Origin of the sequence: Ramlibacter sp. Leaf400 (assembly GCF_001424545.1) — a bacterium.
GTDB lineage: Bacteria > Pseudomonadota > Gammaproteobacteria > Burkholderiales > Burkholderiaceae_C > Ramlibacter.
Genome location: NZ_LMQL01000010.1, coordinates 47,281 through 66,727, shown reverse-complemented (window position 1 = coordinate 66,727; position 19,447 = coordinate 47,281). Strand labels below are relative to the sequence as shown.

Annotated in this window: 15 protein-coding genes; 3 read left to right on the top strand and 12 right to left on the bottom strand. The window is 69.3% G+C overall.

Features of this window, described 5'->3' with window-relative positions:
- Positions 1 to 17: 17 nt before the first annotated feature.
- From ASG30_RS11305 to ASG30_RS11270, 8 genes are all read right to left on the bottom strand, one after another.
- On the bottom strand, positions 18 to 623 hold the full coding sequence (locus ASG30_RS11305; protein ID WP_055896085.1) for a hypothetical protein: 606 nt from the start codon (positions 621 to 623) through the stop codon (positions 18 to 20).
- Positions 620 to 1,720: a cell division protein ZapE gene (gene zapE / locus ASG30_RS11300; RefSeq protein ID WP_055896082.1), complete on the bottom strand. Its 1,101-nt coding sequence runs from the start codon at positions 1,718 to 1,720 to the stop codon at positions 620 to 622. Before zapE ends, ASG30_RS11305 begins: the two co-directional genes overlap by 4 nt.
- 86 nt (positions 1,721 to 1,806) lie before the next feature.
- Positions 1,807 to 3,237: a dihydrolipoyl dehydrogenase gene (gene lpdA, locus ASG30_RS11295; protein WP_055896078.1), complete on the bottom strand. Its 1,431-nt coding sequence runs from the start codon at positions 3,235 to 3,237 to the stop codon at positions 1,807 to 1,809.
- Between the two features lie 11 nt (positions 3,238 to 3,248).
- Positions 3,249 to 4,514, bottom strand: coding sequence for a 2-oxoglutarate dehydrogenase complex dihydrolipoyllysine-residue succinyltransferase (odhB, locus tag ASG30_RS11290; RefSeq protein ID WP_055896076.1), 1,266 nt, complete (start codon positions 4,512 to 4,514; stop codon positions 3,249 to 3,251).
- Between the two features lie 135 nt (positions 4,515 to 4,649).
- Positions 4,650 to 7,520 carry a 2-oxoglutarate dehydrogenase E1 component gene (locus ASG30_RS11285; protein WP_055896073.1) on the bottom strand — a complete coding sequence of 957 codons (2,871 nt, stop codon included), beginning with the start codon at positions 7,518 to 7,520 and terminating at the stop codon, positions 4,650 to 4,652.
- A gap of 226 nt (positions 7,521 to 7,746) precedes the next feature.
- Positions 7,747 to 9,639, bottom strand: a complete 1,893-nt coding sequence (locus ASG30_RS11280; RefSeq protein WP_055896071.1) for a propionate--CoA ligase — start codon at positions 9,637 to 9,639, stop codon at positions 7,747 to 7,749.
- 69 nt (positions 9,640 to 9,708) lie between these two features.
- Positions 9,709 to 10,311, bottom strand: a complete 603-nt coding sequence (locus ASG30_RS11275) for an isochorismatase family protein (protein ID WP_055896068.1) — start codon at positions 10,309 to 10,311, stop codon at positions 9,709 to 9,711.
- Positions 10,312 to 10,354: 43 nt separating this feature from the next.
- A complete protein-coding gene (locus tag ASG30_RS11270; protein WP_055896065.1) occupies positions 10,355 to 11,467 on the bottom strand; it encodes a GGDEF domain-containing protein in 1,113 nt (370 codons plus the stop codon).
- Positions 11,468 to 11,728: 261 nt separating this feature from the next.
- Between ASG30_RS11270 and ASG30_RS11265 the strand changes: the two genes are divergently transcribed.
- A complete protein-coding gene (locus ASG30_RS11265) occupies positions 11,729 to 12,823 on the top strand; it encodes an ATP-binding response regulator (protein WP_055896062.1) in 1,095 nt (364 codons plus the stop codon).
- A 17-nt stretch (positions 12,824 to 12,840) separates the two neighbouring features.
- Positions 12,841 to 13,488: a response regulator transcription factor gene (locus tag ASG30_RS11260; protein ID WP_055897469.1), complete on the top strand. Its 648-nt coding sequence runs from the start codon at positions 12,841 to 12,843 to the stop codon at positions 13,486 to 13,488.
- Positions 13,489 to 13,506: 18 nt separating this feature from the next.
- Here ASG30_RS11260 and ASG30_RS11255 read toward each other — a convergent pair whose 3' ends face one another.
- Entirely contained in the window at positions 13,507 to 14,556 is a 1,050-nt protein-coding gene (locus ASG30_RS11255) for a PQQ-dependent sugar dehydrogenase (protein WP_235579795.1), read from the bottom strand.
- Positions 14,557 to 14,764: 208 nt separating this feature from the next.
- Here ASG30_RS11255 and ASG30_RS11250 point away from each other — a divergent pair, with 208 nt between their 5' ends.
- Positions 14,765 to 15,334, top strand: coding sequence for a C40 family peptidase (locus tag ASG30_RS11250; RefSeq protein WP_055896061.1), 570 nt, complete (start codon positions 14,765 to 14,767; stop codon positions 15,332 to 15,334).
- A 12-nt stretch (positions 15,335 to 15,346) separates the two neighbouring features.
- Here the strand turns inward: ASG30_RS11250 and lpdA (ASG30_RS11245) are convergent, their stop codons facing one another.
- The 3 genes from lpdA (ASG30_RS11245) to aceF are packed head-to-tail and all read right to left on the bottom strand — an operon-like array spanning position 15,347 to position 19,432.
- Complete coding sequence (lpdA, locus tag ASG30_RS11245; RefSeq protein WP_055896058.1) at positions 15,347 to 17,140, bottom strand: dihydrolipoyl dehydrogenase; 1,794 nt, start codon at positions 17,138 to 17,140, stop codon at positions 15,347 to 15,349.
- Positions 17,137 to 17,727, bottom strand: a complete 591-nt coding sequence (locus ASG30_RS11240; protein WP_055896055.1) for an MFS transporter — start codon at positions 17,725 to 17,727, stop codon at positions 17,137 to 17,139. Before ASG30_RS11240 ends, lpdA (ASG30_RS11245) begins: the two co-directional genes overlap by 4 nt.
- A gap of 25 nt (positions 17,728 to 17,752) precedes the next feature.
- Complete coding sequence (aceF, locus tag ASG30_RS11235) at positions 17,753 to 19,432, bottom strand: dihydrolipoyllysine-residue acetyltransferase (RefSeq protein ID WP_055896053.1); 1,680 nt, start codon at positions 19,430 to 19,432, stop codon at positions 17,753 to 17,755.
- Positions 19,433 to 19,447: the final 15 nt, after the last annotated feature.

Genomic DNA, 19,447 nt, shown 5'->3' with positions numbered 1-19,447 from the left:
GCCCGCGCCGCGCGGGCTCAGGGCGGCACGGGCAGCGGCCGCACATCCTTCCTGGTGGACTCGGCCGCCTTCTTCTCGATCCTGGCCTTGTGTTCCTGCGCCTGCTGCACCCGCTGGTCGTGGCGGCGCTGGTTGGCCTGCGTGTCCGGCTGGGGCGGCGTGTTGGGCGTGCGCGGTGCGCGGGCAGCGCGCGCCGGAGCTGCCGCAGAAGCGGGACGCGAGGCAGGCGACGCCGCCTGCGCAGCCTCGCGGCCACCCTGCTCCTGTGCGGCCGAAGCCGGAGCCGCCGGGGGCGTGGCGGTGCGCTCACGCTGCTCGGCCTCCCGCTGCGCGAGGTCGCGCAACCGCTCTTCCGACTTGCGCTGGCGCTCCACCTCGTTGAGCGCCAGCTCCTGGCGCCGCAGCTGCGCCAGCACCTCGCGCCGCCGCACCTTGGCTTCGCCGATGCAGTCGTTGACCGCGAACTTGCGGTAGCAGGCCTTGTGCGCCTCCTCGAACTCGGCCTCGGCCTGGCGACGCCCCGCCGAAATGCGCGCGCGTTCGGCCGCGTCGTCGGCCGGCTGCTGGGCCCCGCCCGGCAGGGCCGCGCAGGCGGTGGCGAGGAGGAAGGCGATGCGTTTCATGTGAGGCGAGTGTCCACGGTCCGGTGTTCGAGCGCCAGGAATTCGGCCGACTGCATCTCGTTCAGGCGCGACACGGTGCGGGGGAATTCGTGGGCCAGCGGACCCTCCGTGTACAACGCCTCGGGCGGCACGGCGGCGGACAGGATCAGCTTGACCCGGCGGTCGTACAGCACGTCGACCAGCCAGGTGAAGCGGCGCGCCTCGGACGCCATGTTCACCGGCATGTACGGCACGCCGGACAGCAGCACGGTGTGGAACTGGGTGGCGATCTCCAGGTAGTCGTTCTGCGAGCGCGGCCCGCCGCACAGCGTGCGGAAGTCGAACCACACCACGCCGCCGGCCTTGCGGCGGGCGCGGATCTCGCGCTGCTCGATGTGCAGCACCGGGTCCTCGTCGTGGGCCTCGGCCAGCTCGCCGAAGGCCCGGTCCATCTCCGCGTCGGCCTGCGGCCCCAGCGGCGTGTGGTACAGCTTCAGGTGCTCCAGGGTGCGCCGGCGGTAGTCGATGCCGTGGTCCACGTTGACCACTTCCAGCTTCTCGTTGAGCAGCGCGATGGCCGGCAGGATGCGGTCGCGGTGCAGGCCGTTCGGGTACAGGTCGTCCGGCCGGAAGTTGGAGGTGGTGACGAACCCCACGCCGTTGTCGAAGAGGGCCTGCAGCAGCCGGTGCAGGATCATCGCGTCGGTGATGTCGGCGACGTGGAACTCGTCGAAGCAGATCAGGCGGAAGCGCTTGGCGATGCGCTCGCCCAGCGCGTCCAGCGGGTTGACCGTCCCCTGCAGCTCGGCGAGCTCGCGGTGCACCTCGCGCATGAACTCGTGGAAGTGCAGCCGCGTCTTCCGCCGCAGCGGGACCGCGTTGTAGAAGCAGTCCATCAGGAAGCTCTTGCCGCGCCCCACGCCGCCCCACATGTAGACGCCGCGCGGAACCTCCGGTCGGTTGATCAGCTTCTTGAAGACGTTGGAGCGCTGCTCCTTGAACTCCGCCCAGTCCCGCGCGCACCGGTCCAGGGCCTCGACGGCGCGCAACTGCGCGGGGTCGCTCTCGTAACCCCGCGTGGCCAGCTCGGCCTCGTAGGCCTCCCGGACCGAAGGCATCAGCCGCCGCAGGGCCGCCCCAAGGCGGCTGGGCCCCCTCGGGGGGCAGCGAGCCACACGAAGTGGGGGAGCGTGGGGGCCATGGACTAGAAGTTGAGCGTGCGCTTGTCGACTGCGAGCGCCGCTTCCTTCGTGGCCTCGGACAGCGACGGGTGCGCGTGGCAGATGCGGGCGATGTCCTCGGCGCTGGCACGGAACTCCATGGCCACCACGGCCTCGGAGATCAGCTCGCTGGCCATGGGGCCCACGATGTGCACGCCCAGGATCTCGTCGCTCTCGGCATGGGCCAGGAACTTGACCATGCCGGTCGTGTCGCCCAGCGCCCGCGCGCGGCCGTTGGCCATGAACGGGAAGGTTCCGGCCTTGTACTTGACACCGGCGGCCTTGAGCTGCTGCTCGGTCTGGCCCACCCAGGCGATCTCCGGGCTGGTGTAGATCACCCAGGGGATGGTGTTGAAGTTGACGTGCCCGTGCTGGCCGACGATGCGCTCGGCCACGGCCACGCCCTCCTCCTCCGCCTTGTGCGCCAGCATCGGGCCGCGCACCACGTCGCCGATGGCCCACACGTTGGGCAGGCTGGTGCGGCAGTCGTCGTCCACCACGATCGCCCCGCGCTCGTCGAGCTTGAGACCCACGGCCTCGGGGTTCAGGCCGACGGTGTTGGGCACGCGGCCGATCGAGACAATCAGCTTGTCCACCTGCAGCGTCTGCGCCCCGCCCTTGGCATCGGTCCAGGCGATGCTGACGCCCTTGGCGCCGTTGTTCTTGACCTCGCCGACCTTCACGCCCAGCTCGATCTTCAGGCCCTGCTTGGTGAAGGCCTTGTGCGCCTCCTTGGCGATCTGCTCGTCCACCGCGCCCAGGAAGGTGGGCAGCGCTTCGAGGACGGTGACCTCCGAGCCGAGGCGGCGCCACACCGAGCCCATCTCCAGGCCGATGACGCCGGAGCCGATCAGGCCCAGCTTCTTCGGGACCTGCGGGATGCGCAGCGCGCCGTCGTTGGACAGGATGTTCTCCTCGTCGAACGCGGCGCCGGGCAGAGCCCGCGGGTTGGAGCCGGTGGCCACGATCACGTGCTTGCCGGTGATCGTCTCCTCGGAGGCGCCGCTGACCTTGATCTCGTAGCCGGACCCATCGCCCTTCACGAAAGACCCGCGGCCGTGGAAGAAGCTGACCTTGTTCTTCTTGAACAGGTACAGGATGCCTTCGTTGTTCTGCTTCACGACGGCGTTCTTGCGGCCCAGCATCTTCGCCAGGTCCAGTCCCAGGCCCGAGACCTGGATGCCGTGGTCGCCGAAGTGCTTGCCGGCGTGCTCGAAGTGCTCGGACGACTGCAGCAACGCCTTGGACGGGATGCAGCCCACGTTGGTGCAGGTGCCGCCGGGCGCGGGCTTGCCGTCCTGGGTCTTCCACTCGTCGATGCAGGCCGCGGAAAGGCCCAGCTGGGCGGCGCGGATGGCCGCGATGTAGCCGCCGGGCCCCCCGCCGATGACCACGACGTCGAATTGCTTGCTCATGGCTGCTCCCGTCAGATGTCGAACAGGAGCCGCGCGGGATCTTCCAGCGCTTCCTTCATGGCCACCAGGCCCAGCACCGCCTCGCGGCCGTCGATGATGCGGTGGTCGTAGCTCATGGCCAGGTAGTTGATCGGGCGGACCACGACCTGCCCGTTCTCCACCACCGGGCGGTCCTTGGTGGCGTGCACGCCCAGGATGGCCGATTGCGGCGGGTTGATGATGGGCGTGGAGAGCATGGAGCCGAACACGCCGCCGTTGGAGATGGAGAACGTCCCGCCGGTCATCTCCTCGATGCCCAGCTTGCCGTCGCGCGCCTTGGCGCCGAACTCGGCGATCTTCTTCTCGATGTCGGCGAACGACATCTGGTCGGCATTGCGCAGGATCGGCACCACCAGGCCGCGCGGCGAGCCCACCGCGATGCCGATGTCGAAGTAGCCGTGGTAGACGATGTCGTTGCCGTCGACGCTGGCGTTGATCACCGGGTACTTCTTGAGCGCGTGCACCGCCGCCTTCACGAAGAAGGACATGAAGCCGATCTTGACGCCGTGCTCCTTCTCGAACTTCTCCTGGAAGCGCTTGCGCATCTCCATCACCGGGGCCATGTTGACCTCGTTGAAGGTGGTCAGGATGGCGTTGGTCGACTGCGACTGCAGCAGGCGCTCGGCCACGCGCGCGCGCAGGCGGCTCATGGGCACGCGCTGCTCGGGACGCTCGCCCAGCTCCTTGGCCCCCGGAGCGGCGACCTGCTGCAGCGCGGGCGCGGGCGGGCGGGCGGCGGGCACGGGCGCCGCCACGGCGGCCTTGGCCGTGCCGCCGGCGACGGCCTGCAGCACGTCGCCCTTGGTGACGCGGCCGTCGCGGCCGGTGCCGGGCACGGAGCCCGCGGCCAGCTGGTTGTCCGCCATCAGCTTGGCGGCGGCGGGCATCGCGATGTCCGACTTGGCGCCGCCGGCGGGGGCCGCGGCGGCAGCGGCCGGTGCGGGGGCCGATGCCGTGGCCGCCGGTGCGGCCGCAGGTGCCGCGGCGGACGCGCGGGCTTCGCTGTCGATCTTCGCGATCAGCTGCTCGGCCACCACGGTGCCACCATCGGCCACCACGATCTCGGCCAGCACGCCGGCGCTGGGCGCCGGCACCTCGAGCACCACCTTGTCGGTCTCGATCTCGATCAGGATCTCGTCCTGCGCCACGGCCTCGCCGGGCTTCTTCTTCCATTGCAGCAGCGTGGCCTCGGCCACGGATTCGGAGAGCTGCGGCACCTTGACTTCAACGATCGCCATGTTCTTTTCCTGGAGGTTCTTGTCTGTGTGAGGGCCCCGTCATCCCCGCGGAGGCGGGAATCCAGTGCGTCCGCCTTTGCGGCCGGTCATGGGAGCGCTGGATCCCGCCTTCGCGAGGATGACGGCGTGGGCGGCCTATTTCGTCAGCACGAAGCCCTTGAGCTTGGCGAACGCGGCGTCCACCAGGGCCTTCTGCTGCTCCTGGTGCAGGTGCGCGTAGCCCACCGCGGGCGAGGCCGACGCGGCCCGGCCGGCATAGCCGAGCTTCTGGCCTTCCTGCATGTTCTCGTGGATGTTGTGCTGGATGAAGAACCAGGCGCCCTGGTTCTGCGGCTCGTCCTGGCACCACACGAGGTCGGTGACGTTGGGGTACTTGCGCAGCTCCGCCGCGAACACCTTGTGCGGGAACGGGTAGAGCTGCTCCACCCGCAGGATGGCGGTGTCGTCCGCGCCCTTCTCCTCGCGCTTCTTGGCCAGGTCGTAGTAGACCTTGCCCGAGCACATGATGATGCGCTTGACCTTCTCGGCCTTCAGGTCCTTGTTCTCGGGGATCACCGTCTGGAAGCCGCCCTTGACGAACTCGGACAGCGGCGAGGTGGCGTCCTTGTTCCGCAGCAGCGACTTGGGCGTCATGATCACCAGCGGCTTGCGCAGCCCGCGCACCATCTGGCGGCGCAGCAGGTGGAAGATCTGGCTGGCGGTGGTGGGCTGCACCACCTGCATGTTGGTGTCGGCCGACAGTTGCATGAAGCGCTCCAGGCGAGCCGAGCTGTGCTCGGGGCCCTGGCCCTCGTAGCCGTGCGGCAGCATCAGCGTGATGCCGTTGACCCGGCCCCACTTGACCTCGCCCGAGGCGATGAACTGGTCGATGACCACCTGCGCGCCGTTGACGAAGTCGCCGAACTGGCCTTCCCAGATCACCAGCGTGTGCGGGTCGTTGGACGCGTAGCCGTACTCGAAGCCCAGCACCGCCTCCTCGGACAGGATGGAGTCGATGCAGGTGAACGGGGCCTGGTTCTCGGCCACGTTCTGCAGCGGGATGTAGGTGCCTTCGTTCCACTTCTCGCGGTTCTGGTCGTGCAGGACGGCGTGGCGGTGGGTGAAGGTGCCCCGGCCCACGTCCTCGCCCGACAGGCGCACCGGGTAGCCGCTGGCCACCAGCGAGGCGAAGGCCATGTGCTCGCCCATGCCCCAGTCGATGTTGACGTCGCCGCGGCCCATGGCGGCCCGGTCTTCCAGCACCTTGCGCACCAGCGGGTGGACGGTGAAGTTGTCGGGCACCGTGGTGATGCGCTCGGCCAGGCGGCGCCACTCGGCGGTGGGAAGCGCCGTGTCGGCCGAGTCCGTCCACTTCTTGCCCAGGTACGGGTTCCAGTCGACGGCGTACTTGCTCTTGAAGTTGGTCAGCACCGGGTCGACCGTGTGCTTGCCCGCGTCCATGGCGGCGCGGTAGGCCTTGACCATGTCGTCGCCCAGCGTCTCGCCCATGCCCTGGGCCGACAGCTTGTCGGCGTACAGGCGGCGGGTGCCGGGGTGGGCCGCGATCTTCTTGTACATCAGCGGCTGGGTGAGGGACGGCGTGTCCTGCTCGTTGTGGCCCAGCTTGCGAAAGCAGATGATGTCCACCACCACGTCCTTGGCGAACTCCATGCGGTACTCCAGCGCCAGCTGGGTGGCCAGCACCACCGCCTCGGGGTCGTCGCCGTTCACGTGCAGCACCGGCGCCTCGATCATCTTCACGATGTCGGTGCAGTACAGCGTGGAGCGCGCATCGCGCGGGTCCGACGTGGTGAAGCCGATCTGGTTGTTGATGACGATGTGCACCGTGCCGCCGGTGAAGTAGCCGCGCGTCTCGGCCAGCGCCAGCGTCTCCTGCACCACGCCCTGGCCGGCAAAGGCGGCGTCGCCGTGCACCAGCACCGGCAGCACCTGCTTGCCCTTGGGGTCGGCGCGGCGGTCCATGCGGGCGCGCACCGAGCCCTCGACCACCGGGTTGACGATCTCCAGGTGCGAGGGGTTGAAGGCCAGCGAGAGGTGCACCGGGCCGCCGGGCGTGCTGACGTCCGACGAGAAGCCCTGGTGGTACTTGACGTCACCGGCGGGCAGGTCTTCCTTGGCCGTGTGCTCGAACTCGGCGAACAGGTCGGCCGGCATCTTGCCCAGGGTGTTGACCAGCACGTTCAGGCGGCCGCGGTGGGCCATGCCGATCACGATCTCCTGCACGCCCTTGGCGCCGGCCTGCTGGATCAGCTCGTCCATCGAGGCGATGAAGCTCTCGCCGCCTTCCAGCGAGAAGCGCTTCTGGCCGACGTACTTGGTGTGCAGGAAGCGCTCCAGGCCCTCGGCGGCGGTCAGGCGGTCGAGGATGTGCTTCTTCTTCTCGGCCGGGAAGCTGGCCTTGGAGCGGATCGACTCGAGCTTCTGCTGCCACCAGCGCTTGCGGCCCTGGTCGCTGATGTACATGTACTCGGCGCCGATGGAGCCGCAGTAGGTCTCGCGCAGCGCGTTGGTCAGCTCCCGCAGGGACATGCTGTCCTTGCCGAAGAAGGTGTTGCTGGTGTTGAACACCGCTTCCTGGTCGGCGGCGGTGAAGCCGTAGAACGAAGCTTCCAGCTCGGGGATGTTCTCGCGCTCGGTGCGCTTGAGCGGGTCCAGGTCGGCCCAGCGGCAGCCCACGTTGCGGTAGGCGGCGATCAGCTGCTGGACGGCGGTGCGCTTGCGTGCCAGTTCGGAGTCGGCGCCGCCGGCCACCACCACGCGGGTGCCGCCCTGCTTGGCGCGCTCGGCGAACGCGTTGATCACCGGCATGTGCGGCACGTCCTTGGCATTGCTGCCGTCGACGGCGGGCACGTGCTGCAGGGCGTCGAAGTAATCGCGCCAGTTCTCGGGAACGCTCGTGGGATTGGCCAGGTAGTTCTCGTACATCTCCTCGACGTACGGCGCGTTGCCGCCGAACAGGTAGGAGTTGCCGCGATAGGCCGAATAGACGGAGCTCTGATCGCTCATCTTTCGCTACTTTCTGCCCCCCTGGAGGGAGCGTCAGCTGGTTGAGGAAACCTTCCGCGACACGGCTGAACCGGTTGGCGGATGCGACTGTGGGGCTGGAAGGCCGGTGGTTGCGCCGCGATTCTGCCACGTTCGTGGCAGAACCGCTCACGCAACCACCGGCCTGCGGCGGTCCTCACGAGCCCCCTCACCCCGACCCTCTCCCCCGAGGGGGAGAGGGAGCGGATCATGGGTTGAAAAGGTCTTTGATCTGCTGCAGCGCTGAAGGGTCCTCGATGGTGGTCAGGTCGCCCGGGTCGCGCCCTTCGCAGACGGCCTGGATGGCCCGGCGCAGCAGTTTGCCGCTGCGGGTCTTGGGCAGCAGGCTGACGAACCGCACGCGCGAAGGCCGGGCCACGGCGCCGAGCTGCTGGTCGACCACCTTCATGACGTCCCCCTCGAGCTTGAGCGCGGCGGCCGCATCGCCGAGCACGGCCGAGTCCTTGGGGATCGCGAAGGCCATGGCCACCTGGCCCTTCATCGGGTCGGCCACGCCGACCACCGCCACCTCGGCCACGCCGGGGTGGCTGGAGATGCTCTCCTCGATCTCGCGCGTGCCCAGCCGGTGGCCGGCCACGTTGATCACGTCGTCGGTGCGGCCGAGGATGTAGAAGTAGCCGTCCTCGTCGCGGATGCCCCAGTCGAAGGTGCTGTAGACCTGCTTGCCGGGGATGCTCTCCCAGTAGGTGCGCACGAAGCGCTCGTCGTCGCGCCAGACGGTCTGCATGAAGCCCGGCGGGGTCGGCCCCTCGATGACGACCACGCCCTTCTCGTTGGGGCGGACCAGCTCCTCGCCAGTGGACTCGTGCAGGATCTTCACCTTGTAGCCGTACATCGGCACGCCCGGGCTGCCGAGCTTGGCCGGCTTCGGCTCGACGCCGTTGGCGATGGTCAGGATGGGCCAGCCGCTCTCGGTCTGCCAGTAGTTGTCGACGATGGGAACGCCCAGGCCGTCGCCGATCCAGCGGGCGGTGGGCTCGTCCAGCGGCTCGCCGGCCAGGAACAGCCCGCGCAGGCTGGACAGGTCGTACTTCTTCAGGAACGCCGGGTCCTGTTTCTTCAGCACCCGCACCGCGGTGGGCGCGCTGAACATCACGGTGACCTTGTACTTCTCCACCAGCTGCCACCAGATGCCGGCGTCCGGCCGGATCGGCAGGCCCTCGTACATGATGGTCGACATGCCCGCGATCAGCGGACCGTAGACGATGTAGCTGTGGCCCACCACCCAGCCGATGTCGCTGGTCGAGAAGTAGGTCTCGCCGGCGCGCCCCTGGAAGATCAGCTCCATGCTGGCCGCCAGCGCCACCGCGTAGCCGCCGACGTCGCGCTGCACGCCCTTGGGCCGGCCGGTGGTGCCGCTGGTGTAGATGGTGTAGCTGACGTCCGTGGACTGGAGCCACTCGCACGGCACCTGGGCGTCCAGGTGCTTCTCGCGCAGGGGCGCCCAGTCGTGGTCGCGGCCCGCCACGCGTTCCATGGGGGCCAGCCCGCGGTCGGCCAGCAGCACCGCCTGCGGCTTGTACCTGGACAGGCGGATCGCCTCGTCCAGCAACGGCTTGTACGCAATCACCTTGCCGGCGCGCGAGCCGCCGTCGGCGCTGACGATCGCCTTGGGCTCGGCGTCCTCGATGCGCGAGGCCAGCGACACCGAGGCGAATCCGCCGAACACCACGGAGTGGATGGCGCCGATGCGCGCGCAGGCCAGCATGGCGAACGCGGCTTCGGGAATCATCGGCATGTAGATCAGGACCCGGTCGCCCTTGCCCACACCCAGCGACTTGAGCATGGCGGCGGTGCGGTTCACCTCCGCATGCAGCTCACGGAAGCTGTAGACGCGCTCGCCGTCCGTCTCGGTGGACACCCAGATCAGCGCGGGCTGGTCGGGCCGGTCCCGCAGGTGGCGGTCGACGGCGTTGTGGCACAGGTTGGTGGTGCCGCCGACGAACCAGCGCGTGAAGGGCGGCCGGCTGTCGTCGCAGATGCGCCGCGGCGGCTCGTGCCAGTCGATGAGGCGGGCCTGCTCGACCCAGAAGGCATCCGGCGCATCGATCGACCGGCGGTAGAACTCGGCGTAGCCCATCCTTGTCTCCTGCTCGCTGTGGTGCCGCGCCATTGTGGACCGCGGGCTTTCCGCAGGCTGACGCGGCGGCTACTTCACCAGCGCCAGCGCCTCCTTGAACTGCGGATGCTCGGCGCTGCGAAGCCACTCGAACACGACCATCTCGGTGGTCACCAGTTCGCAGCCGGCGCCCGCCAGCCGGTCGAACGCCGCATCGCGGTTGCGTTCGGTCCGGGAGCCGCAGGCGTCGGTGACCACCCAGACCTCGAACTCCTGGTCCAGCAGCTCCAGCGCGGTCTGCAGCAGGCACACGTGCGCCTCGCAGCCGGCCAGCACCAGGCTCGCGCGCTCTTCCTCGGGCGCGGGGACGGCTTTCTGCAGGTGCCTGGGGAGGCTGCGGGCATTGCCCTGGGGCGCGCGCGCCGGAGGCCGCAGCCGGGGCATCAGCTGTTCGGCCGCCCCGAACGTCATCTTGGGCAGCACATGGTCGATCAGTGGCCGGAGCGAGTCGTCGAGCGGGCCCAGGCCCTGCGGGTTCTGCTCGGTGCCCCAGCAGGGCACGTCCAGCAGTCGCGCCGCCCGGGCCAGCCGCAGCGCGTTGGCGAGCACGGCGGGGGCTTCGTGGATGGCGGGCATCAGGCGCTGCTGGTAGTCCACCAGCACCAGTTGCGATTCTTCGGCTTGCAGCAGCATTCGGGCGGTCCTTCAGGGCGCCCGATTATCCCGCCGCGCAAGTTCAGCGCGCAGCGGTCAGCGGCATCGGCGCGGTGGGCGCCAGCGCGCGCTCCCGGGCACTCATGGCGTCGTGGCCGGGCACGCTCATCGGGCGCGAATGCCTTTCGCGCTCGGCCCGCAGGTAGCGGTGGCGGCGTGCCTCGACCTCGCGGTCGCGGACCAGCCGGCGGCTGGCCGCGCCATGCAGGCTGGCGATGTCGTCGTCGTGGCCGGCCTGCACGAGCATGAGGTCGGGCACCAGCACGATCTCGCTACCGCCCGATTCGTACTCCACGCGCGAGGGCGAACCCAGCACCTGCTGGATGGCGCGCAGGGCGCGCTCGCGGTCCAGGCCGGGCAGCAGCACGGCGAATTCCGCCACGCCGGTGCGGGCGGCCAGGCCGCGCTCGCCGGCCACCTGCGACAGCACCTGCGTGACGCGCAGCGCCAGCCGGCGGGCGACGGGAGGGCCGTAGATGTGGCGCACCTCCAGGAGGTCGCTGCAGTCGAACACTGCCAGCGTGACCGGCTGGCCGCGATGGCGGCAGCGCGCCAGGACATCCTCGCCATAGGCGCGCAGGCCCTCGAGGCTGCACAGGCCGCTGGCGGGATCGATCCGTCCGCACTCGCGTCGGGCGTCGGCCCGGCGCAGCGCCGCGCCCGGCACGGCGGCCAGCAGCGCGGGAAGGACAAGCGCCAGCGCATCCGTGAACAGGGGCATGGCCTGCGGCGATTCGCCGGCATGGAGCAGGCGTACCGTCCCCAGGACGAGGAACGCGAACACCGTGACGCCGCAGGCCCAGCGGGCCCTCAGCAGGAAGGCGTAGGTGGCGCAGGCGGCGCCCAGCCAGGCCTGGGTCAGCAGGGTCGCGGCGCCGGCATCGGCGGGCTGGTGGAGCTGGAGGAGCAAGACCCCGGCGACGACCAGGGTGCCGCGCAGCGCGAGTTCGGACTGGTGGCGGCCCGGGCCGGATTGCGCCCAGCGGGCCGCCAGCAACGGCACCAGGGCCAGCGCCCAGGAGACCGGCAGGCCGGGCCACAGGAAGATGGCCGTCGCGGCCATGGCGAAAGACAGCGCCACCAGCGCCCAGGGCTCGATCGCACGCACGCGGACCGACACCCAGCCGGCCGGCATCGCGGCGCCGCCGGTTGCCCGGTTGCCCCCCGTCTGCCGGCCTGCGTTGCCTGCCCGTGTCCTTGCTTCCACTGCCTTCGTCTCCCCGTGCCCTTCGGTCCCCTTGCGCCCCCGCAGCCGACTATGGATGGGCAGGCGCTGGGCCCTCTAGGACGATGTGGGGAAACCGCTAAGGAATTTGCTTACTGTTGAGGGTTCTGGTGACGCCCTGATGACAGGGGGCGGCGCTTAAACTTTGCCGCCCTCCCGCCCTGCTCATCCATGGAAGCTTCCGCCCTCGCCGACCCCGCGCCCGTGCGGTTGCTGTGCGTCGAGGACAACCCGGACGACGTCGAGCTGATGGGCCTCGCGCTGGAGCGCGCCGACCCGCGGCGGCGCTACGAGCTGTGCCGCGTCGACGACGCCACCGCCTTCGCCCAGGCACTGCGCGAGCACTACGACGCCATCCTGTGCGACTTCAACATGCCGCGGTTCTCGCCGTACGCGGCGCTGCAGATCCTGATGGCGCGCCGCTCCGCCACCCCGCTGGTGGTGGTGACGCGGGCGATCGGCGAGGAAGCCGCGGTGCACGTGCTGCGCTGCGGGGCCAAGGACTACGTCACCAAGGACAAGCTGGGCACGCTGCCGCAGATCATCGAACGCGTGATGGCCGAGCGCCGCCGCGCGGCCGAACAGGAGCGCATGGCGCTCGAGCTGGAGGCGGCCTACCGGCGCCTGAAGAAGCTGTCGGCCCGGCTGGTGGTGGCCCAGGAGCGCGAGCGCACCCTGATCTCGCGCGAGCTGCACGACCACCTGGGGCAGACCCTCACCGGCATGGTCATCCACCTGCACGCCGCCCGCCGCTCGGCCGACCCGGACGCCGCCCGCAAGTACACCGGCACGGCCATGGACATGGCCCAGGCGGCCATCGAGCAGGTCAAGACGCTGTCGTTCTCACTGCGGCCGGCCCAGCTGGACCTGCTGGGCCTGGTGCCCGCGGTGCAGTCGGCCGTGCAGCGCATCGCCGAGCCGGCCGGGCTGGCCTTCGAGGTCACCGCCCGCGGCGAGGAGCCCCGGACACTGGGCGAGAACGCGTCCGTGGTGGTCCGGCTGGTCCAGGAAGCCCTGACGAACACCGTGCGCCACGCCAGGGCGGCGCGCATGAAGGTGCGCGTGCGGTTCCTGCCGAACGACCGCATCGGCCTGCTGGTGGTGGACGACGGCGTGGGTTTCGACAAGCAGGCGCTGCTCACGGGAACCCCGAGCGAGCGCAATGTCGGCCTGTACGGCATGATGGAACGCACCGAACTGGCCGGCGGTCGATTGCTCATCCGCACCCGCCCCGGCGCCGGCGTGGCCATACGGGCCATGCTTTGATGGACCAAGAGGACAAGATGAAGAACTCCGTTGCCGCTGCGACCACCCGGGTCGTGCTGGCGGACGACCACGACCTGGTGCGCTCGGGCATCAAGGCGCTGCTGACCATGATCGACGGCGTGGAAGTGGTGGCCGAGGCCCGCAATGGCCGCGAGCTGGTCCACCTGGTCGAGTCGCTGCGTCCCGACGTCGTGATGACCGACATCTCCATGCCCGAGATGGATGGCATCGCCGCCATCGCCGAGATCCACGCCCGCCAGCCCCAGGTGCGCGTGCTGGTCCTGTCGATGTACGACACGGTCGACTTCGTCAAGCGCGCCGTGTCAAGCGGCGCCTGCGGCTACCTGATGAAGGACGCGCCGCCGTTCGAGCTGGAGCAGTCCATCCGCAGCGTGATGGCCACCGGCACCTACTTCAGCCCGGTGATCGCCCAGCGCCTGCTGCAGCCGTCCGAACCCACCGCCAGCGACGAGCTGACCGACCGGCAGCTGGAGATCCTCAAGCTGATCGCCCAGGGCAAGGCGTCCAAGGAGATCGCGTTCGACCTCGGCCTGTCGTCCAAGACGGTGGACGTGCATCGTGCGCGCATCATGGAGCGCCTCAAGCTCAACGACATCGCCAGCCTCACGCGCTACGCGGTGCGCAAGGGGCTGGTCAAGCCCTGACGCGCCGCGCCTCGCGCCTCAGGGCGTCACGCGCAGCAGCTTGCCGTCCGGGCTGTCGGTGAGCAGGTACAGCAGCCCGTCGGGCCCCTGCCGCACGTCGCGCACCCGGCCCACGCCTTCCAGCATCCGGTGCTCGCGAAGCACCTTGCCGTCGGCGACTTCCAGCCGCGCGAGATAACTGAACTTCAGCGAGCCCAGGAACAGGTTGCCCCGCCATGCGGCACCGTAGCGGTCGCTGCCGAGGAAGGCCATGCCGGACGGCGCAATGGAAGGAACCCAGTGGTGGAGGGGCTGCTCCATGCCCTGGCGCGCGGTGATGCCCTCGCCGATCTTTCCGCCGCCGTAGTTCTCGCCGTAGGTGATCACGGGCCAGCCGTAGTTGCGCCCGGGCTCTGGCAGGTTGATCTCGTCGCCGCCCTGCGGGCCGTGCTCGTGCAGCCACAGCTTGCCGTCGGGCGCCAGGACGGCGCCCTGCGCGTTGCGGTGGCCGTAGCTCCAGATCTCCGGCAACGCGCCGGAGCGGCCGGCGAACGGGTTGCCGGCGGCCGCGGCCCCGTCCTTGGTGAGGCGCACCACCTTGCCGATGTGGCTGTCCAGGCGCTGCGCGTCCTGCATGCGCGAATAGCGGTCGCCCAGGACCAGGAACAACGTGCCGTCGCGCGCCTCCACGATGCGGCAGCCGAAGTGCATCCGGCTGGACACCTTGGGCTGCTGGCTGAAGATCACCTTCACGTCTTCCAGGCGCGAGCGGTCGGCTGCGAGCCGGGCCTTGGCCAGCGCGGTGGAATTGCCGCCGTCACCGGGTTCGGAGAAGCAGAAATAGACCGTGCGGTTGGATGCGAAGGCGGAGTCCAGCACCAGGTCGAGCAGGCCGCCCTGCCCGCCCACCTCGACCCGCGGCACCCCCGCGATCGCCGGCCCGACCTTGCCGTCGGCTTCCACCACCCGCATGCGGCCGCCGCGCTCGGTGACCAGGTAGCGGCCGCCATCGATGAAGGCCACCGCCCAGGGATGCGCGAGGCCCGAGGCCACTGGCTCGGCCCTGGGTTGTGCCAGCGCCGTGCCCATCGCGCAGGCGCCGCCCAGGAGCAGGGCCGCTGCCCTGCGCCACCCAACGAAACTCAATGCTTTGGAACTCATCCTTCCGAATCCTTCCAGGAACTTGGTGCCGGGCCAGTCTGGCTCGATCGGATCATCCCGATTCCGCTTCAGCATCAAGACGTTACAGTCAAAACCTCGCTTGACTTCTTGTGTCCCGCTGCTTACCCTGCACGACATGACGAGGTGGCTCATCAGTATCGGTCTGACCATGGCCTGCGCCCTGCCGGCGCAGGCGCAGCCCGCCACCGCGGAAGACGACATCGGCCGCTTGGTGGCGGAGAGCAGCTTCCTGCAGAAGCTCGGCCAGGTCCGCGAGCGCATCACCGACACCACCTCCGAGCTGGTCGTCACCGCCGTGGGCTTCCTGGGCGTGCCCTACCGCCGAGGCGGCAATTCGGCCGAGACCGGCTTCGACTGCAGCGGCTTCGTGCGCGCCATCTACGAGCAGACGCTCGGCCTGGTGCTGCCGCGCCGGGCCAACGAGCAGGCGGCGGCCACCCAGGCGATCGACAAGCGCGACCTGCAACCGGGCGACCTGGTGTTCTTCAACACCCTGCGCCGCGCCTTCAGCCACGTGGGCATCTACGTCGGCGAAGGCAAGTTCATCCACTCGCCCAAGCCGGGAGCGCAGGTGCGGGTGGAGGACATGAACGCCGGCTACTGGCAGCGCCGCTTCGACGGCGCCCGCCGCGTGCTGGTGGGGCAGCAGCAAGCTGCGCCCGCCACCGCTTCCACCACTCCCTGAAACGCCGCGCGGCTAGCGCCTGGCCGGCGGAACGTCGGTGCAGGTGCCGTGCGCGATTTCTGCGGCCATGCCCACGCTCTCGCCCAGCGTCGGGTGCGGATGGATGGTCTTGCCGATGTCCACTTCGTCGGCGCCCATCTCGATGGCCAGGGCCACCTCGCTGATCAGGTCGCCCGCATGGGTACCCACGATGCCGCCGCCCAGGATGCGATGGGTCTGCGCATCGAACAGCAGCTTGGTGAAGCCCTCGTCGCGCGTGTTGGCGATCGCGCGGCCGGAGGCCGTCCAGGGGAAGTGCCCCTTCTTGATCGCGATGCCCTCGGCCTTGGCCTGGTCCTCGGTGAGGCCCACCCAGGCCACCTCGGGATCGGTGTAGGCCACGCTCGGGATCACGCGCGCGTTGAAGGTGCTCTTTTCGCCGGCCGAGGCTTCGGCCGCGACGTGGGCCTCGTGCACCGCCTTGTGCGCCAGCATCGGCTGGCCCACGACGTCGCCGATGGCGAAGATGTGCGGCACGTTGGTGCGCATCTGGATGTCCACCGGGATGAAACCGCGCTCGCCGACGATGACGCCGGCCTTGTCGGCCCCGATCTTGGCGCCGTTGGGGCTGCGGCCCACGGCCTGCAGCACGAGGTCGTACAGCTGCGGCTCCTTGGGCGCCTGCTCGCCCTCGAAGCGGACCAGGATGCCGTCCTTGGTTGCTTCCGCGCCGACGGTCTTGGTCTTGAGCATGACATTGTCGAAGCGTGGCGCGTTCAGCTTCTGCCACACGCGCACCAGGTCGCGGTCGGCGCCCTGCATCAGGCCATCGAGCATCTCGACGACATCCAGGCGCGTCCCCAGCGTCGAGTAGACCGTGCCCATCTCCAGGCCGATGATGCCGCCGCCCAGGACGAGCATGCGCTTGGGCACCTTGGCCAGGTCCAGCGCGCCGGTGGAATCGACCACGCGCGGATCCTTGGGCATGAACGGCAGCCGCACGGCCTGCGAGCCGGCGGCGATGATGGCGTTGCGGAACTTGACGGTCTGCTTCTTGCCGGTGGCCTGCTGGCCTTCGCCGGTGGTTTCCTCGACTTCGACGTGGTGCGGATCGACGAAGCGGCCGTAGCCGCGCACCACCGTCACCTTGCGCATCTTGGCCATCGCCGACAGGCCGCCGGTGAGCTTGCCCACCACCTTGCCCTTGTGGGCGCGCAGCTTGTCCAGGTCGATCTGCGGCTTGCCGTAGCTGATGCCCAGCGAGTCGAAGTGGCTCACCTCGTCCATCACCGCCGCCACGTGCAGCAGCGCCTTGGACGGGATGCAGCCGACGTTCAGGCAGACGCCGCCCAGCGTGGCGTAGCGCTCGACCAGCACCACCTTCATGCCCAGGTCGGCGGCGCGGAAGGCGGCGGAGTAGCCGCCGGGGCCTGCGCCCAGGACCAGCATGTCGCATTCGAGGTCGGCACCGCCGGCATAGCTGGAAGCGACAGGCGCCGCGGCCGGCGCGGGCGCCGGTGCGCCGGCCGGCTTCTGCGTGGCGGGTGGCGTCGCGGCCGGCTGGGAAGCGGGGCTGGCGGCCGCGGCGCCGGCGCTCTCCAGCACCAGCAGGAGCGAGCCTTCCGACACCTTGTCCCCCAGCTTGACCTTGAGCTCCTTGACCACCCCCGCATGCGAGGACGGGATCTCCATCGAGGCCTTGTCGCTCTCCACGGTGACCAGCGACTGCTCCGCCTTCACGGTGTCGCCGGGCTTGACCAGCACCTCGATCACGGCCACTTCATTGAAGTCGCCGATGTCCGGAACCTTGACCTCGACGGTGCTCATTTGGCTTCCTTCGTCTTGACCGTGAAGACGTCGAACGGCAGCGCGGAGTTGCGATCGAACTCGCATCCCGCGGTGATGCCGGCCTCGGCCACTTCGCGCGCCGTCTTCGCCTTGCCGTAGATGGAGTGCATGGCGCCCAGCGCGAAGCTGCGGCCGGAGCCTATGCCCCAGAACTCCTTGAACTCGAACACCTCGCGGTAGCTGTACAGGCCGTAGATGCCGCTGGCGTTGGCGATCACCACGCTGAACTGGCTGGACTCGTACGGGTCGCTATCCTCTTCCTTGGTCTGCAGGAAGAAGTTGTCCTTCAGGTACGGGTGCAGCTTGGTGAAGGTGTCGAACACCTCGTCCTTGCTGTTGAGGTGCAGGATCTCGCGCGGCATCGACCCCATCGCCTTGCGCAGCACCGGGAAGTGGGCGACGGTGCCGGCCATGCCGACATAGCTGGGACCACCGTCGGTATCGACCCGGAAGATCTTGGTGTTGTCCTCGTAGCGCTTGGAGAGCATGGTGTCGCCGAATGTCACCAGGGTGTCAGCGGCAATGGCGATCTGTCCGGCCTTCTTCACTACTACGACTGTCGTCATGTGGAATACGTTTCTTTCTTTTTGCTCAGAGCAGCACGCGGCGGAAGTCCGCCAGGATGGCGCTCAGGTAGGCGTTGAAGCGGGCCGCCGAGGCCCCATCGATGACACGATGGTCCCACGACAGGGACAGCGGCAGCATCAGACGCGGCTGGAACTGCTTGCCGTCCCAGACCGGTTCGGTCTGGCTCCTGCAGACGCCGAGGATAGCGACTTCCGGTGCATTGATGATCGGCGTGAAGTAACGGCCTCCGATGCCCCCGAGCGAAGAGATCGTGAAGGTCGCGCCGGTCATGTCAGCCGGGCCCAGCTTGCCGTCGCGCGCCTTCTTGGCAAGGTCCGACATCTCCTGGCTGATCTGCATCACGCCCTTGCGGTCGGCGTCCCTGACGACGGGAACGACCAGGCCATTGGGCGTGTCGGCGGCGAAGCCGATGTGCCAGTAGTTCTTCAGCACCAGCTGCTCGCCGTCGAGCGAGCTGTTGAACTCGGGGAACTTCTTGAGGGCTGCGACGCTGGCCTTGATGAGGAAGGCCAGCATGGTGACCTTCACGCCGCTCTTCTCGTTTTCCTTGTTGAGCTGGACGCGGAAGGCTTCCAGGTCGGTGATGTCGGCATCGTCGTGGTTGGTGACGTGCGGGATCATCACCCAGTTGCGGTGCAGGTTGGCTCCGCTGATCTTCTTGATGCGCGAGAGGTCCTTGCGCTCCACCGGCCCGAACTTGGCGAAGTCCACCTTGGGCCAGGGCAAGAGGCCCAGCGCCTCGCCGCCCGCGCCCGCAGGCGCCTTGCCGGCGGCGGCGCGCGTGCTGGCCTCGCCCTTCATCACCGCCTTGGTGAAGTTCTGGACGTCTTCCTGGAGGATGCGGCCCTTGGGCCCCGTGCCCTTGACCTCTTCCAGCGGCACGCCGAGTTCGCGCGCGAACTTGCGCACCGAAGGCGATGCATGCGGCAGGTTGGTCGGCGCCCCCGTCGGCTGGTGCGGAGGCAGCGCCGCGGTCGGTGAAGTGCGTTCGCTCCCTGCCCCGCCGGCTGCGGGCGGCGGTGGGGGCGCGCCGGCGCCGGGAGAAGGCGCAGGGCCTGCGGCGGCAGCGGGAGACGGCGCAGCCGCACCGGCCGCCCCTTCCAGCACCGCGATCAGGTCCCCGATGTTGAGCTTGTCGCCCAGCTTGACCTTGAGCTCCTTGACGGTGCCCGCCGACGACGACGGGATCTCCATCGAAGCCTTGTCCGATTCCACGGTGATGAGCGACTGCTCCGGCTTGACCGTGTCGCCCGGCTTGACCAGGACCTCGATCACCGCGACGTCCTTGAAGTCGCCGATGTCCGGAACGCGCACCTCGACGCTCCCTCCCCCACCGGGGGAGGGCTGGGGTGGGGGCGCTCCGGCGCCTGAAGGGGCCGCCGCGGCCGGCGCGGACGCTGCCTTGGCGGGCGCCGCAGCTGCGGGCGCGGGCGCTGCCGCAGCGCCTTCGCTCTCGACGATCAGCAGCACCGACCCCTCGGACACCTTGTCGCCCAGCTTGACCTTCAGCTCCTTGACGACCCCACCGGTGGACGAGGGGATCTCCATCGAGGCCTTGTCGCTCTCGACGGTGACGAGCGACTGCTCCGGCTGGATCTTGTCGCCGGGCTTGACCAGCAGTTCGATGACCGCGACTTCATCGAAGTCCCCGATGTCGGGGACCTTCACTTCGACCGATGCCATGGGCTTGTTCTCCTG